This is a genomic window from Amphritea atlantica, from assembly GCF_900111095.1.
Taxonomy (GTDB): domain Bacteria; phylum Pseudomonadota; class Gammaproteobacteria; order Pseudomonadales; family Balneatricaceae; genus Amphritea; species Amphritea atlantica.
The window spans coordinates 191,366-205,970 of record NZ_FOGB01000005.1; the positions used below are offsets into that span (position 1 = coordinate 191,366).

General features: G+C 52.3%; 17 protein-coding genes. 6 read left to right on the forward strand and 11 right to left on the reverse strand.

From position 1 onward, the window contains the following. Window positions 1-139: 139 nt before the first annotated feature. Window positions 140-1,327: an NnrS family protein gene (locus BMY09_RS10540; protein ID WP_091357634.1), complete on the forward strand. Its 1,188-nt coding sequence runs from the start codon at window positions 140-142 to the stop codon at window positions 1,325-1,327. After that, window positions 1,324-1,629, forward strand: a complete 306-nt coding sequence (locus BMY09_RS10545) for a TfoX/Sxy family protein (protein ID WP_091357637.1) — start codon at window positions 1,324-1,326, stop codon at window positions 1,627-1,629. The genes BMY09_RS10540 and BMY09_RS10545 overlap by 4 nt, the downstream gene beginning before the upstream one ends. Before the next feature lie 140 nt (window positions 1,630-1,769). Here BMY09_RS10545 and acuI read toward each other — a convergent pair whose 3' ends face one another. Next, window positions 1,770-2,753: an acrylyl-CoA reductase (NADPH) gene (gene acuI, locus BMY09_RS10550; RefSeq protein ID WP_091357638.1), complete on the reverse strand. Its 984-nt coding sequence runs from the start codon at window positions 2,751-2,753 to the stop codon at window positions 1,770-1,772. A gap of 243 nt (window positions 2,754-2,996) precedes the next feature. On the opposite strand from acuI, the gene BMY09_RS10555 reads away from it, so the two are divergent. Together BMY09_RS10555 and BMY09_RS10560 are read left to right on the forward strand one after the other, a co-directional pair. Beyond that, window positions 2,997-3,737 (forward strand): FadR/GntR family transcriptional regulator, encoded by a 741-nt coding sequence (locus BMY09_RS10555; RefSeq protein ID WP_091357641.1) that lies wholly within the window; start codon window positions 2,997-2,999, stop codon window positions 3,735-3,737. 103 nt (window positions 3,738-3,840) lie between these two features. Next, window positions 3,841-4,434, forward strand: a complete 594-nt coding sequence (locus BMY09_RS10560) for a Z-ring associated ZapG family protein (protein ID WP_091357642.1) — start codon at window positions 3,841-3,843, stop codon at window positions 4,432-4,434. Between the two features lie 100 nt (window positions 4,435-4,534). Here the strand turns inward: BMY09_RS10560 and BMY09_RS10565 are convergent, their stop codons facing one another. After that, window positions 4,535-5,296, reverse strand: coding sequence for a Nif3-like dinuclear metal center hexameric protein (locus BMY09_RS10565; protein WP_091357645.1), 762 nt, complete (start codon window positions 5,294-5,296; stop codon window positions 4,535-4,537). Window positions 5,297-5,391: 95 nt separating this feature from the next. Between BMY09_RS10565 and BMY09_RS10570 the strand changes: the two genes are divergently transcribed. After that, window positions 5,392-6,561 (forward strand): S1C family serine protease, encoded by a 1,170-nt coding sequence (locus BMY09_RS10570; protein ID WP_217647427.1) that lies wholly within the window; start codon window positions 5,392-5,394, stop codon window positions 6,559-6,561. Window positions 6,562-6,629: 68 nt separating this feature from the next. On the opposite strand, the gene hisD is transcribed toward BMY09_RS10570, so the two are convergent. From hisD to BMY09_RS10615, 9 genes are all read right to left on the reverse strand, one after another. Then, window positions 6,630-7,937: a histidinol dehydrogenase gene (gene hisD / locus BMY09_RS10575; protein ID WP_091357651.1), complete on the reverse strand. Its 1,308-nt coding sequence runs from the start codon at window positions 7,935-7,937 to the stop codon at window positions 6,630-6,632. Next, complete coding sequence (gene hisG, locus BMY09_RS10580; RefSeq protein WP_091357914.1) at window positions 7,934-8,590, reverse strand: ATP phosphoribosyltransferase; 657 nt, start codon at window positions 8,588-8,590, stop codon at window positions 7,934-7,936. The genes hisD and hisG overlap by 4 nt, the downstream gene beginning before the upstream one ends. A 72-nt stretch (window positions 8,591-8,662) precedes the next feature. Then, entirely contained in the window at window positions 8,663-9,925 is a 1,263-nt protein-coding gene (murA, locus tag BMY09_RS10585; protein WP_091357653.1) for a UDP-N-acetylglucosamine 1-carboxyvinyltransferase, read from the reverse strand. 22 nt (window positions 9,926-9,947) lie between these two features. Next, complete coding sequence (locus BMY09_RS10590) at window positions 9,948-10,187, reverse strand: BolA family protein (protein WP_091357656.1); 240 nt, start codon at window positions 10,185-10,187, stop codon at window positions 9,948-9,950. A 119-nt stretch (window positions 10,188-10,306) separates the two neighbouring features. Then, a complete protein-coding gene (locus tag BMY09_RS10595; protein WP_091357659.1) occupies window positions 10,307-10,603 on the reverse strand; it encodes an STAS domain-containing protein in 297 nt (98 codons plus the stop codon). After that, on the reverse strand, window positions 10,603-11,232 hold the full coding sequence (locus BMY09_RS10600) for an MlaC/ttg2D family ABC transporter substrate-binding protein (RefSeq protein WP_245756556.1): 630 nt from the start codon (window positions 11,230-11,232) through the stop codon (window positions 10,603-10,605). Before BMY09_RS10600 ends, BMY09_RS10595 begins: the two co-directional genes overlap by 1 nt. A 40-nt stretch (window positions 11,233-11,272) precedes the next feature. Further along, window positions 11,273-11,734, reverse strand: a complete 462-nt coding sequence (gene mlaD / locus BMY09_RS10605) for an outer membrane lipid asymmetry maintenance protein MlaD (RefSeq protein WP_091357664.1) — start codon at window positions 11,732-11,734, stop codon at window positions 11,273-11,275. Between the two features lie 3 nt (window positions 11,735-11,737). Beyond that, on the reverse strand, window positions 11,738-12,529 hold the full coding sequence (gene mlaE, locus BMY09_RS10610) for a lipid asymmetry maintenance ABC transporter permease subunit MlaE (RefSeq protein WP_175483509.1): 792 nt from the start codon (window positions 12,527-12,529) through the stop codon (window positions 11,738-11,740). Then, complete coding sequence (locus tag BMY09_RS10615; protein WP_091357667.1) at window positions 12,529-13,338, reverse strand: ATP-binding cassette domain-containing protein; 810 nt, start codon at window positions 13,336-13,338, stop codon at window positions 12,529-12,531. Before BMY09_RS10615 ends, mlaE begins: the two co-directional genes overlap by 1 nt. Before the next feature lie 259 nt (window positions 13,339-13,597). On the opposite strand from BMY09_RS10615, the gene BMY09_RS10620 reads away from it, so the two are divergent. Beyond that, complete coding sequence (locus BMY09_RS10620; RefSeq protein WP_091357670.1) at window positions 13,598-14,551, forward strand: calcium/sodium antiporter; 954 nt, start codon at window positions 13,598-13,600, stop codon at window positions 14,549-14,551. The last annotated feature ends 54 nt before the right edge of the window (window positions 14,552-14,605 follow it).

The window sequence follows — 14,605 nt, forward strand, 5'->3', positions numbered from 1 at the left end:
CTCGCCGGGACAGAGTTTCATTAAGAAGGTCCGATTCTACTCTACCCGGCAGAGAAAAAATGCTCTTGCAGCCATTGAAGCAGCAGATGCCATTATTTTTTATGTTCTTTGAACAGTGAACCAGGGTGAGTAAATTTTTATGCAGATTCAGGAACCCCATCAGGACAAACGCTTTGCTCTGTTTAACCTGGGCTTCAGGCCCTTCTTTTTATTCGCGGCGCTCTCTGGCCTGCTACTAATGCTTCAATGGCTGATGTTGCTGGGATCAGGTCAGGCGACCTACCGCTATTACCAGATCAGTCAGATATGGCATGGTCACGAGATGCTATTTGGCTATGCCGCGGCAGTGATTGCCGGATTTCTGCTGACGGCGGTGCGCAACTGGACCTCGATCCAGACCCCCTTCGGTGCAAAACTGGCAGGACTCTTCCTGTTCTGGCTGGCGGCCCGGCTGCTACCACTGATCTCCGAGTTTATTGTGCCGCTACCTGCGCCATTAATCGCGGTGACTGACCTGTTGTTTCTGCCGCTGGTCGCCCTGTCTATCGGGCTGCCGATCATCCGCTCCGGCAATTACAAAAACCTGATTTTCACGGTTATTCTAATCGCCATGAGCTTTGCTAATCTGTTGATTCACCTGCAACTTCTGGGCATTACTGAATCAACTCTGGCTCAGGGAATGGATCTGGAACTGGGACTGATCGTAGTCGTCATGGTCGTCATGGGTGGCCGGGTTATCCCTTTCTTTACTGAACGGGCACTGGCATTTGAAGCAAAGCGCTTCAGCTGGATTGAGAAATCAGTAATCCCGATGGCATTTGGCTGGCTCATCGCCGACCTGCTCCAGTTCAACTCTGTTGCCCTTCTGCTTGCAGCACTCAACGCAGTGCTGAACCTGATACGCCTGACAGGCTGGTTCAAACCACGCATGATACGCAACCCGCTCATCTGGATTCTGCATGTCGCCTATCTGTTTATACCCCTGGGTTTTGCCCTTGAAGCGGTCAGCGGAATAACTCAGTTATCGCCATATATCACCACCCATGCGTTCGCCGCCGGGGCGATCGGATCGATGACCCTCGGCATGATGGCCCGGGTATCGCTGGGGCATACGGCCCGGCCATTAAAACTGGCTAAAATAACCGTTATTGCGTTTATCCTGATGGTTGCTGCGGGCTCAGTCAGAGTCTTTATGCCGATGATTCCGGAACTGCACAGCCTGGCGATCCATCTCTCCGGTGGACTCTGGATTATCGCCTGGGGGCTGTTTCTGATCCCCTATACACCGATTCTGTTGAAACCCCGATTAGATGGACAGTTTGGATGACCCGATTAAGAGACCTGCCCGGATTAGGACCAAAATCTGAAGCCTGGCTGACAGAGGTTGGCATCAACACTCCCGAAGCGTTGCGAGAGATAGGCGCAATCCGAGCGTTTATACGGCTCAAAAATGAGTGCAGTACCGCTCCCAGTTTGAACTTTCTCTACGCGATGGTTGGCGCCATTGAAGGCGAAAGCTGGCTAAAAATAGCTAAACATGAAAAGAGCCGTTTGCTAACAGAGTTGGAAGGCTACCGGGAATTGGAAGCACTGTTTCAGGCAGAAGGGATAAAACTCACCCCGCCATAGCGCTTTAATAAAAGCTCAGTAACTAAAAAAGGAGACATTTTAAGTCTCCTTTTTTGCTTTTCCTGGCAAGGAAAGCTCAGCTTTCCATCTAACCACTAGCAAGTTACGCAGTGACGTCTGGCAAGCTGCGCAGCGCCATCTCACTTATTGGGATCAACCAACGTACGCCCCTGAATCTTACCCGCCACAATATCCGCCGCAGCCTGGGGCAGATCGGCCAGTCCGATTACACTGGAGATATCGCCTAAAGCGTTGTCAGGCAGATCGGTTAGTAGTCGGTTCCATGCCTGGGTGCGGATATCTACCGGACACATGACTGAATCAACTCCCTGTAAGCGCACATTGCGCAGAATAAACGGCATGACCGTCGTTGGCAGTTTATAACCGCCCGCCAGACCACAGGCGGCAACAGTGCCCCGATAATCGGTCTCAGCCAGCACCCGGGCCAGAATAGTATCCCCGACAGTGTCGATTGCACCTGCCCAGCGCTGCTTTTCCAGCGGCCGCGACGCTTCAGCCATCTCAGCCCGGGTCAAAAATTCGCTGGCACCCAGGCCACGCAGATACTCGTGGCTGGATTCCCGTCCAGTCACCGCCGCGACGGTATACCCCAACTGACTGAGAATCGCCACCGCAACACTCCCGACACCACCTGCCGCGCCAGTAACCACTACGGTCCCACGATCCGGGGTAATTCCCCCCTCCTCCAGCGCCATCACGCAGAGCATCGCAGTTAAACCCGCTGTGCCGATAGACATCGCCTTGGCGGCATCCATTCCCTGAGGCAGTTTTACCAACCATTCCGGTTTCATCCGTGCATACTGGCTATACCCGCCCCAGTAGCGTTCACCAACACTCCAGCCGGTCATAATGACCTGATCACCGGCCTGGTATTGCGGACTACGGGACTCAGTGACAACACCCGCAAGGTCGATCCCCGGCACCATGGGAAACTTATGAACGATTTTCCCGCTCCCCGTGATCGCCAGTCCATCTTTATAATTAAGTGAGGAGTAGCTTACTTTAACCAGCACATCCTCATCGGGCAGATCACTCAGATCAAGCTGTTTGACTGCTGACAGGGTTTTCCCCTCCTCCTGCTCCAACACCAGGGCATTAAACATAATTTACCTCACTTTACCTTGTCATGGTTTATCGGGTGGTTGCTGCCTGCCAGAAGATCGCTTGATGCAGATGGCGAGAAGCATTCCGGACACACGATCCTTTTTAAATCAGGTCAAAAAAGGCATGCGCCTATTTGTCTTACAAATTAACATTAAGACAATTTACACTATATTTATTTGTCTTACAAATTAACAATTAGTCGTTTATGTGAAATAATCGTTCTCTTACTGTAGGAGAGATTCGTGAGTTTAGAAATAGAGCCCGTTGCCCAGCACAGTCTGCCCAGGCAGATTGCTGATCAGATCCGTCAGGCCATCATCGATGGTTCACTGAAGGCTGATGATCGCTTACCCACCGAGGGGGAGCTGGCGGTACGTTACCAGGTTTCCCGCCCGACCATCCGCGAGGCGCTCAAACGACTGGGGGCCCAGAACCTGATCCGTTCCCGCCGTGGCCCGACCGGCGGAACCTTTATCAACCGACCCTCTGCCATGGATCTGAGTGATGCCCTCACCAGTGCTACAACACTGTTAGTCAGCATGGATGCTTTCTCTATGGAGGATATCGCCCAGACCCGTTTACTGCTGGAGAGCAACTGTCTGAGGCTTGCGGCAAAACATATCAGTGAAGCGCAACTTGAACTGCTGCAACGGGAACTGGAGCAGCAACAAGATACTACTCTTGCGCCAGAGCAGTTTTGTGCCTCCGATGTCCGCTTTCACCGTCTGATTGCAGAAGCGGCGGACAATGCCCTGCTGAGCTTTATCATGTTCAGCGTTATTGAGGCGCTGCAACCGATCAGTAATATGGTGACATCGCGCTACATGGAACGCTCTGTCATTATTGACCAGCACACCCGTATTCTGAACGCACTGCAGCAAAAAAACGGCGATCTTGCCTGCGAGGTCCTCGCCGAGCAAGTCAGTTACCTGACTGAAATGACGCATCAGGCAAAACGAAATAAGCTGGGGAGCAGCGCTTAGACCTGCCCCTATGACCCGAACCGCACCGATCCAAATTAACATAGGATTTGCCTGTTATTTGCGTTATTCTTCAGCTGTGAATCAGAGTATTTAAGGAGTTAGCGTGGAAGAGAGCAGCGTCTGGATTATTGGTATTGTGACCCTTCTTGCAGGGACGTTAATTGGCTACCTGATGGGGCGTTCCGGCGACACGTCCAGCCAGCAAAAACTGGTCGATCAGCTCAATGAAGCCCAGCGTGACCTGAGTGAATACAAAGAGAAGGTCAACGGCCACTTCGAGAAAACGGCTGAACTGGTTAACAATCTCACTGAAAGTTACAAGCAGGTTCACCAGCACCTGGCTCAGGGGTCAGAAACACTCTGTATGGGTGAGCACTCACCGGCTCAGCTAAGCAGTCAGCCTCAACCGAAGATTTCCGAACAGGTAAAAGAGGAACCCGAGGAAGAGGAAGCAGCAGAGAAAGAGCAGATTCCAACGGTAACAGATCAGGTTGATACGCCCGAAGATGAGCCGGAAGTGGTTGAACCACCCCGCGACTACGCGATTAAAAGCCCCGACGAAGAGGGGACTCTGTCTGAGAAATACGGACTGAAGAAAAAATCAGAAACCGATGAGGATATAGAGATCCCCCCCCTTGTGAAAGATCATGTTCCCGGTAACAGCTTGCGCGACAGCGATGAAAAACGCTCTGCCTGAACCCCCTCAGTTGAACAGTCAACAGAGTAACTGATTTAGAAAACCGGCTGATGCCGGTTTTTTATTACCTTTTTCATCACTTACCCGGGTGTACTGACAATCAGACCGGATTATCAATATCCACGAAGTGATGTTCCAGATCAAACTGCTGCGCCAACGCTTCTGCCAACGCCTGAACACCGTAGCGCTCAGTGGCGTGGTGACCTGCTGCAAAATAGTGAATACCCAGTTCTCTGGCACTGTGAACCGTGGGTTCCGATATCTCGCCGGAGATAAAAGCATCCAGTCCCAGGTCCGCGGCCTTTTCGATATACCCCTGTGCAGCTCCGGTGCACCAGCCAACGGTTTCAATCTGCTCCGGCCCTCCCTCTATATGCAACACCTCCCGTCCCATCGCCTGTGCTATCTGACGGTTAAAATCGTCCACTGAAAGCGGGCTCGGCAGGCGGCCAGTCAGACCGATACTTAAAGGGTTGTCAGGATCAAGCCCTCCGGTAATCTGTAATCCCAGCTTATCGGCCAGACAGGCATTATTACCCAGTTGCGGATGCCCATCCAGTGGCAGGTGGTATGCCAGCAGGCTGATATCATGACTTAATAGTGTTTGCAGCCGGCGCTTTTTCATACCGGTGATCACCTCTGCCTCACCCTTCCAGAAATAACCATGATGAACCAGAATAAGATCAGCGCCCAGTACCACCGCCCGATCAAGCAGGGCCTGACTGGCGGTTACGCCGGAGACGATACGTCGTACCTGCCCACAGCCCTCAACCTGCAAACCATTAGGGCAATAGTCTCTGTATTTCTCAGGGGTTAACAGTGTGTTGCAGTAAAGAACCAGTTGTTTCAGCGATACAGCCATAATCTTTTCTTTATATTCCCAAAAGCAGTTTATTATCCGTATAATTCTAAAACAGCTGATCAACTTTACCACTGTTTATAAGGCGCCTTTAATTGATTCAACGCTTGGCTTTTCTTATCTGGCCTATTCTGTCCGGGATTATTGCCGCGGTAGCACTGCTTATCTACCTGCCGGATATGTTTACGCCACAGGCAAATACCGTGCAGATCCATGAAGCGGATAACCTCCCCGGCAAGGCACAGGGCCCCTTTTCCTATGCCGATGCGGTTGAACATGCCGCTTCAAGCGTGGTCAACATCTATACCCGTACAGTGGTTCCCAATAACAACCCTCCTCTGTATAACGATCCGAATATTCAAAAGCACTACAACAAGAACAGCAACAAAGAACGGATTCAATCCAGTCTTGGGTCTGGCGTAATCCTAAGCCCGGAAGGCTATATAGCCACCAATAACCATGTTATTTCCGGCGCAGACAGCATTGTCGTGGCACTCAAAGATGGCCGGGAAGCCACGGCCAAGGTGGTGGGTAACGACCCGGATACCGACCTTGCGGTGCTTAAAATCGATCTCCCGGACCTGCCCAGCATCACTATCAGCTCATCGGCTAACCTGCGTGTGGGAGATGTTGCGCTGGCTATCGGTAATCCGTTCGGCGTTGGCCAGACTGTCACCATGGGCATTATCAGCGCCACCGGCCGCAATCAACTGGGTCTTAACACCTATGAAGACTTTATCCAGACCGATGCAGCAATTAACCCCGGTAACTCCGGTGGTGCCCTGATCAATGCCGCAGGCAACCTTATCGGCATCAATACGGCTATATTCAGCCGCTCTGGGGGGTCTCAGGGAATCGGTTTTGCCATCCCCTCGGATCAGGCAAAGCAGGTGATGCAGGACCTCATAGAACATGGTCGGGTGGTGCGCGGCTGGGTTGGGGTGGAAGCCCAGGAGATCACCCCGGATCTGGCTGAATCGTTCGGGCTAAAAGACACTAAAGGGTTAATTATTGCAGGTATTTTCCGGGATGGACCGGCCCATACGGCAGGTTTACTCCCCGGGGATATCCTATTGGAGATCGGTGGCAAAAAGATTATCAACAGCTACAACTCTATGTATAGCGTCGCCCGGATGCCCCCGGGAACAGTACTGCCGGTCAAAGTGTGGCGCAACGGCGAAGTACTGCAACTGGAAATTACCGTCGCCGAACGTCCCAGCGCGACAGAGGTTAGTACCGAGCCGGAAAACACCAACGGCCAGAACTAAGCTTCTGGCAGTTCAGATGAGCACAAAAAAAGCCCCTTAGGGCTTTTTTTCGCTTTCCCATCCGAAAATTACTGCTTAATACGATATTCCGCTGAGCGGGCGTGAGCGGTGAGGCTCTCTCCACGGGCAAGTACTGAAGCGACTTTGCCCATCTCAGAAGCGCCCGCCTCTGAAAACATGATCAGTGAGGAACGCTTCTGGAAATCATACACTCCCAAAGGCGATGAGAAACGTGCGGTGCCTGAGGTAGGCAGTACATGATTAGGACCGGCACAATAATCTCCCAGCGCTTCGGCCGTATAACGCCCCATAAAGATAGCGCCAGCATGCTTGATTAACGGCAACAGCGCCTGAGGGTCCTCGACCGAGAGTTCCAGGTGCTCCGGAGCGATACGGTTATTCACTCTGGCCGCCTCTTCAAGATCTGCAACCTTAATCAGCGCGGCACGGTCTGCCAGTGAACAACCGATAATCGCTTGCCGTTCCATGGTGGGGAGCAGCTTCTCAATACTGGCACTCACCTGATCGAGAAACGCAGCATCGGTGCTGATCAGGATAGGTTGGGCATCTTCATCATGTTCCGCCTGAGAGAACAGATCCATCGCGATCCAGTCGGGGTCGGTCTGGCCATCACAGATCACCAGAATTTCGGATGGTCCGGCGATCATATCGATTCCCACCGTGCCATATACCGCCCGTTTGGCAGTGGCAACAAAAATATTGCCCGGGCCAACGATCTTATCCACTTTAGGGATAGTCTCGGTACCATAGGCCAGCGCCGCAATTGCCTGGGCACCGCCGATAGCAAACGCCCGGCTGACACCCGCCAGCGCAGCCGCCGCCAGCACCAACTGATTCACTTCCCCATCCGGAGTCGGCACCACCATAATCAGCTCTTCCACCCCAGCCACATGGGCCGGAATCGCATTCATCAATACGGATGAAGGATAGGAGGCCTTACCACCGGGCACATAGAGGCCCGCCTTATCCATCGGAGTAACCTTCTGTCCCAGCAAGGTACCGTCTGCTTCCTGGTACTGCCAGGATTCCCCTTTCTGCCGTTCGTGGTAATCGCGTACCCGCTGAGCCGCGATAGTCAGCGCTTTATGCTGATCTTCAGGCAGGTTATCCAGTGCCTGCTGCAGGTCCTGCTGAGTGAACTCAAGCTCCTGCATTGAACTGACGTTAAGCCGGTCAAAACGGTTGGTAAACTCAACCACCGCGGCATCACCCTCGGCTTTAACCCGCTCAAGAATATCCTCGACAGTCCGGTTAACCTCTTTATTGGAAACCGACTCCCATGCCAACAGTTTATCCAACTGATCACTGAAATCAGCCTGTTGACTATCTAATCTTAAAATCTCTGGTTTGGTCATATCTGTTCAGACCTTTCTTTACGCGCATCGACTGCTGCGGCCAGTTGTTCAATAATCGGTTGTATCTGCCGGTGCTTCATTTTTAAAGCAGCCTTGCCGACCACAAGGCGGGAGCTGACGTAGCAGATATCTTCCATTGGTACCAGGCCATTGGCGCGCAGGGTATTACCGGTATCCACGATATCAACGATGCGGTCCGCAAGCCCCATAATCGGAGCCAGCTCCATCGCGCCATAGAGCTTAATGATATCGACCTGACGCCCCTGACGGGCGAAAAACTCCTTGGTGATATTGACGAATTTGGTAGCAACAGTCATCCGGCCTTCCACTTCGCCTGCGTCCTTCATACCGGCAACCATCAACCTGCACCTGGCAATATCCAGATCCAGGGGTTCGTACAGCCCTTTGGCTCCGTACTCCAAAAGCACATCTTTACCAGCAACCCCCATATCGGCACCACCATGCTCAACATAGGTTGGGACATCGGTGGCACGAATAACGACCAGTTTGATGTTGTCATGATTGGTATCGAAAATCAGCTTGCGGCTGCTGAAAATATCCTCAGCCGGAATAATGTCCGCTGCCTCTAACAGAGGCAGCGTGTCTTTGAGAATACGCCCTTTAGATAGCGCAATAGTCAGGTTCTGTTTCATATCAGCTGTTTCGTTACCACTTAAAAAATTCAGTCCAGGCATACAGCCTACACTGTTAATGCGAAGCTCCTGTTAACCCGGAACCCGCCTGATCTTTGCACCCAGTAGCTGCATCTTCTCTTCGATACATTCATAACCACGGTCTATATGGTAGATACGATCAATCACCGTATCCCCTGTCGCCACCATAGCCGCGATCACCAGACTTGCTGAAGCCCGCAGATCGGTTGCCATCACCGGTGCGCCGGTCAGCACTTCACGCCCCTCGGTAATCGCAGTATTCCCATCGATGGTGATTCTGGCGCCCATACGCAACATCTCCTGCATATGCATAAAGCGGTTCTCAAATACTGTCTCTTTGATCACCCCCACCCCTTCGGCAATAATGTTCAGTGCCGCAAACTGAGCTTGCATATCGGTGGGAAATGCCGGATAGGGTGCGGTTGTGATATTCACCGCCTTTGGCCGCTTGCCCTTCATATCGAGGCTGATCCAGTCCGGGCCGCACTCTATCTCAGCGCCCGCTTCCTGCAGTTTCTGCAGTACCGCATCGAGAATATCAGGACGGGTATTTTTAACTTTAACCCGGCCGCGGGTGGCGGCTGCAGCGACCAGATAAGTTCCGGTTTCAATCCGGTCCGCTACCACCGAATAGGTGCAACTCTTCAGCGAAGCGACTCCGTTGACGATAATCGTATCGGTGCCATGGCCCGAAATATCGGCGCCCATAGCGATGAGAAACTCCGCCAGATCGACGATTTCCGGTTCACGGGCGGCGTTTTCTATAATTGACTGCCCCTCTGCCAGCGCAGCTGCCATAAGGATATTCTCGGTGCCCGTCACGGTGACAATATCGAAAAACACCCGACCGCCTTTCAGCCGACCATCGCAGGTAGCACGGATAAACCCCTCTTCAACGGTAATCTCAGCCCCCAGCGCTTCCAGACCCTTGAGGTGCAGGTCGACAGGACGGCTGCCAATCGCACAACCACCGGGCAGGGAAACTTCAGCATGGCCGAAGTGCGCCAGAAGTGGTCCCAGCACCAGAATCGACGCCCGCATCGTTTTCACCAGCTCATAGGGTGCAATGGTCGATGTCAGCGTCCGGGTATCGATCTCAACATTGAGCTTTTCATCAATAGTCAGCTCCACTCCCATCTGCCGCAGCAACTCGAGCATGGTGGTGATATCGTGTAGATGAGGCAGATTACTGACAGTAACCGGTTCATCGGCCAACAGAGTCGCTGCCAGAATAGGAAGCGCTGAGTTCTTCGCGCCGGAAATGCGTACGTCACCTTCCAGGCGGTTACCACCGGTAATAATCAGTTTATCCATTAAAATAGGGTCTCTAAGTACTTCAGTTCTGTTCTGCCCACTGGGCACGGGTAAAGGTTCGGATAGTCAGGGCGTGAATACTGCCATCAGCGATCTGATCCGCGAGACAGGCATATACCATCTGTTGCTTTTTAACTGGCCGCATCCCTTCAAAAACATCCCCGACCACAGTCACCTGAAAATTACAGCCTTCGCCTTCAGGGAATACTTCACAACCTTCCAGTTGTTCTTCCAGAATCTGTTTTACGTCTTCGATTTGCATGCACAATACCAATGAAAATGAGGGAAAATAACAGGCCGGCTATGATAGCGGAAAATGCAACAAAAGGCGATGACTGTGGCGCCACAGCCATCGTTCACCGATGCCGCTGACAGCCTCCGCTAGGGATTCAGGCCGGTGTGTTCAAGCCCCACCAGGCGTACTATGGAGCTCAGTTCATCGGGTATATTGATCGCACTGAGAGTCAGCTGACGCGACCGGGTTTTACGTTCCAGACAAAGCCACAGCGATACCGCAGAGCTGTCAACACGGCCAACACCGGCAAAGTCAACGATACAACGCTTCTGCGCCTGATCAACCGCCTGTTCCAGCGCAGCACGCACGGAGAGAACGGTACTGAACAACAGGTCGCCCTTCAGCAAAAGGGTATCCTCACTGATCTCAACCTGAGCGTTCATCAACTGCCCTTACTGCCATTACCGGCCACCGCCGCTTTCCAGTCCGCAATCACCTTGACTACATCGCCATTGGTGCGAGACACCATATCGGAAAACTGATTTTTAAAGTTGAGGCGCAGATTGATACCATCAACCAGCACATTAACCAGCTTCCAGCCGCTGTCTTCCTTCAGCATGTAGTAGACCAGGGTGTACTGATCTCCCTTAGCTGAGAAAACATTGACACTGACAACCTGTTTATCCGCCTCAGGGCTGGGCTGCCCTTCGGGTGCCACTTCATATCTTACAATATCGAAACCTGTCAGGGATTTAGCATAGGTGCGCACCATCGTATCCTTGAAAACAGTTGCAAAGAGCTGCTGCTGTTTTTCATCCACCCGGTTATAGAACTTACCCATAACCCGCTTGGAAACGTAGTCAAAATCCACCACCGGATTAAGGATTGATTCAATCTCACTGATCAGCTGCTCACTCTGTTCAGGCGCCTTAAGCGTCTCGTTTTCCAGCACTTTCATCATCTCTGCTGAAGCTTTCTCAACAGCATTGCGAGCCTCATCCCATGAAGCCTGTGCTGTCACAGAGGTAAATACCAGGGTCAGTAACACCAGCCAACGATTCAAATATCTCATTTTCACAACTCTCATCTCATTACAACACTATCAACTGACTTTACTCAGAGGCCTGATTGAAAAGAAACTTACCAATCAATTCTTCCAGCACCAGGGATGACTGAGTATCTTCAATAAAGTCACCCTCTTTGAGTATCTCATCATCAGCCGCCCCGGTAGTCACACCGATATATTTTTCACCCAGCAACCCCGCGGTCAGAATAGAGGCCGAGCTATCGGATGTCAGATAGTCCACATCGCCGTCAATATCCATCTCCACCAGAGCCATCAGCTTCTTACGGTCGATGGTGATGTTGCTCACTTTGCCGATAGTGACCCCCGACATTGTCACTTTAGAGCGGGCCGTCAGCCCCCCGACATTCTCAAACCGGGCATATATCTTATAAGTGTCCTGTTGTTTAGTCAGACTCAGACCACTCACATTTATCGCCAGTACAGTAAGAGCAATAGCTCCCACCAACATAAAAATACCGACGCCCAACTCAACTCCACGGTTTCGCATCTGTTACAAATCTCCAAACATCAAAGCGGTCAAAATAAAGTCAAGGCCAAGAATGGCAAGGGACGAGTAGACCACTGTTTTGGTGGTCGCCTGGCTGATACCTTCAGAGGTTGGCACCGAATCGTACCCCTGAAAGACAGCGACCCAGGTCACCACCAGGCCAAACACCAGTGACTTAATCAGGCCATTACCTATATCATCAAAAAAGTCGACCGAATTCTGCATATTCGACCAGAATGACCCCTCATAGATTCCCAGCCATTCCACGCCTACCAATAATCCACCCCAAATACCGACAGCACTGAATATCATCGTCAGAATCGGCAGACTGATAACACCCGCCCAGAAACGCGGGGCAATAATTCGTCGCAACGGATCAACACCGATCATCTCCATACTGGAGAGTTGCTCTGTGGTTTTCATCAGGCCAATCTCGGCGGTCAGGGCAGACCCTGCCCGACCGGCAAATAACAATGCAGTCACTACAGGAGCCAGCTCACGCACCAGACTCAGCGCAACCATCTGCCCCACGGCCTGCTCGGTGCCATAATCAACCAGAATAGTATAGCCTTGTAGCGCAAGCACCATACCAATAAACAGCCCCGAGACTACGATAATGACCATGGATAACACGCCCACTGAATACAACTGACGTATCAGCAGCGGGAAAGCGATCAGCGGCTGAGGCCGGGCGATGATGGCATGCATCAGGATCAAGCCGGAACGACCAATGGCCGCGACTCTGTCGAGTGCAAAACGCCCAAGAAGGGCCAGATTATTGACTATCGCTGCCATCAACGCCCCTCCATCAGTTCAGTCTCATAGTCCCTGGCCGGAAAATGGAACGGCACCGGACCGTCGGGTAAGCCTCGCATAAACTGCCGCACCTGATCAGAATCATTCTGTTTTAGCTGTTCCGGCGTTCCATGCGCGATCACGTCGGCATCAGCAATAATGTAGATATAGTCAGCAATGCTGAGGGTTTCCTTAATATCATGGGAAACGATAATACTGCTGTGTCCCAGCGCCTGATTCAGCTTCTTGATCAGGTTTACCAACACCCCCATCGCGATCGGATCCTGCCCGGTAAACGGTTCATCATACATCACCAGCGCCGGATCCAGGGCAATCGCCCGGGCCAGCGCAACACGTCTGCCCATCCCTCCCGACAGTTCACTGGGCATCAGTTCTGCAGCCCCTCTCAGGCCAACGGCCTGGAGCTTCATCAGGACAATATCGCGGATCATATCCTGCGGCAGCTTAGTGTGTACCCGCAGCGGGAAGGCAACATTTTCAAATACCGTCATATCGGTAAACAGCGCCCCACTCTGAAACAGCATGCCCATTTTTTCCCGAGCATCGAACAGCTCTGAGCGTCCCAGACGGGGGATATCATCACCATCGAGCAGAATCGAACCTGAATCGGGCTTCAACTGCCCGCCAATCAGCTTCAACAGAGTCGTTTTCCCTGTACCGCTTGGCCCCATAATCGCCGTCACTTTACCCCGGGGGATGCGTATATCCATATTTTTACAGATATAGCGCTCGCCTCTGCTAAAGGTAAGTTGTTTAATATCAATAATGATATCGTCAAAAAAATCCATAGTAACGATGACTCAATCAGGGCGGCAAAGAGTTCCTGGTTGATGAGGTTGCCCCTGTATCCTATAAAACCTGAAACCGTTTGACAGAATGCAATTGGCTCAGAACCGCCATATTTCCATAAAAAAAAGCGTGCAGACTATAACACTCTTGCCCTTAAACTTGAATAAAATCAGCGACAGCTGTCGCTAGCGCTTGCACATGTATCAGATTATTCATTAAATAGGCCTCCGTTTTAACCAAAGCTGAACAAACAACCCGATGCTATACCCCATTATCGCTTTATTAGCAGGTTTTATTATTCTCGTCTGGAGTGCCGACCGTTTCGTTATTGGCGCTGCCGGCACCGCCAAAAATGCGGGCATGTCACCCATGCTCATCGGTCTGACCGTGGTATCTTTCGGCACCTCTGCACCAGAAATTCTGGTCTCTGTGATGGCCGCCACCACTGGCGCTGGCGACCTGGCGGTGGGTAATGCGCTGGGATCAAACATCGCCAACATAGGTCTGGTACTGGGTATTACCGCACTGATCGCCCCGCTGCCCGTTCGCTCCAAGGTCCTCAAACAGGAGATCCCCCTGTTGCTGGTTATCACACTTCTGGCAGGCGGCGTACTCTATGATCTCTACCTTGGACAACTGGACGCCATAATCCTCTGCCTGTCACTGGCTGGCTGCCTCTACCTGTTTACCCGTTTCCAACGCAACTCGGAAGGCGATGAGATCCACGAAGAGGAGGATGAGATCCCTGAACTACCGCTCGGCCGGGCCATTTTCTGGCTGATCGCCGGCCTGATTCTGCTGGCGGCCAGTTCCCGGCTTCTGGTGTGGGGAGCCACCGAAATCGCGCTCTCTCTCGGCGTCAGTGATCTCGTTATCGGTCTGACCATCGTTGCTATCGGCACCAGCCTGCCCGAGCTGGCAGCGTCTGTCGCCAGCGCCCTGAAGGGCCACACCGATATTGCACTGGGGAATGTTGTCGGCTCAAATATCTTCAATATTGCCGCGGTGATGGCGGTGCCCGGGCTGCTGGCTCCAATCACACTGGAACCTGTTGTCCTCTGGCGTGACTATGGCACCACACTGGGACTGACCCTGTTATTGACAGCCCTGGCTCTTTATCAGCGACCGCCAAAGATCTCCCGATTTGAGGGGGGCTTGTTGCTGGCAGCCTATGCAGGCTATCTTGCACTGCTATACAATATGAACACTTAATCCATTGGCCGGGCGACAGCCCGCTTTAGCCAGAGCGCTTCGAACCCGACACAG

What these genes read in the sequence shown, in the direction of transcription:
- mlaD (WP_091357664.1), bottom strand. Translation starts at nt 11,734, where the DNA reads ATGCGAAACCGTGGAGTTGAGTTGGGCGTCGGTATTTTTATGTTGGTG.
- hisG (WP_091357914.1), bottom strand. Translation starts at nt 8,590, where the DNA reads ATGAAACAGAACCTGACTATTGCGCTATCTAAAGGGCGTATTCTCAAA.
- BMY09_RS10615 (WP_091357667.1), bottom strand. Translation starts at nt 13,338, where the DNA reads ATGGATTTTTTTGACGATATCATTATTGATATTAAACAACTTACCTTT.
- mlaE (WP_175483509.1), bottom strand. Translation starts at nt 12,529, where the DNA reads ATGGCAGCGATAGTCAATAATCTGGCCCTTCTTGGGCGTTTTGCACTC.
- BMY09_RS10565 (WP_091357645.1), bottom strand. Translation starts at nt 5,296, where the DNA reads ATGGCTGTATCGCTGAAACAACTGGTTCTTTACTGCAACACACTGTTA.
- BMY09_RS10620 (WP_091357670.1), top strand. Translation starts at nt 13,598, where the DNA reads ATGCTATACCCCATTATCGCTTTATTAGCAGGTTTTATTATTCTCGTC.
- BMY09_RS10590 (WP_091357656.1), bottom strand. Translation starts at nt 10,187, where the DNA reads ATGCAAATCGAAGACGTAAAACAGATTCTGGAAGAACAACTGGAAGGT.
- BMY09_RS10600 (WP_245756556.1), bottom strand. Translation starts at nt 11,232, where the DNA reads ATGAGATATTTGAATCGTTGGCTGGTGTTACTGACCCTGGTATTTACC.
- BMY09_RS10540 (WP_091357634.1), top strand. Translation starts at nt 140, where the DNA reads ATGCAGATTCAGGAACCCCATCAGGACAAACGCTTTGCTCTGTTTAAC.
- hisD (WP_091357651.1), bottom strand. Translation starts at nt 7,937, where the DNA reads ATGACCAAACCAGAGATTTTAAGATTAGATAGTCAACAGGCTGATTTC.
- murA (WP_091357653.1), bottom strand. Translation starts at nt 9,925, where the DNA reads ATGGATAAACTGATTATTACCGGTGGTAACCGCCTGGAAGGTGACGTA.
- BMY09_RS10545 (WP_091357637.1), top strand. Translation starts at nt 1,324, where the DNA reads ATGACCCGATTAAGAGACCTGCCCGGATTAGGACCAAAATCTGAAGCC.
- acuI (WP_091357638.1), bottom strand. Translation starts at nt 2,753, where the DNA reads ATGTTTAATGCCCTGGTGTTGGAGCAGGAGGAGGGGAAAACCCTGTCA.
- BMY09_RS10595 (WP_091357659.1), bottom strand. Translation starts at nt 10,603, where the DNA reads ATGAACGCTCAGGTTGAGATCAGTGAGGATACCCTTTTGCTGAAGGGC.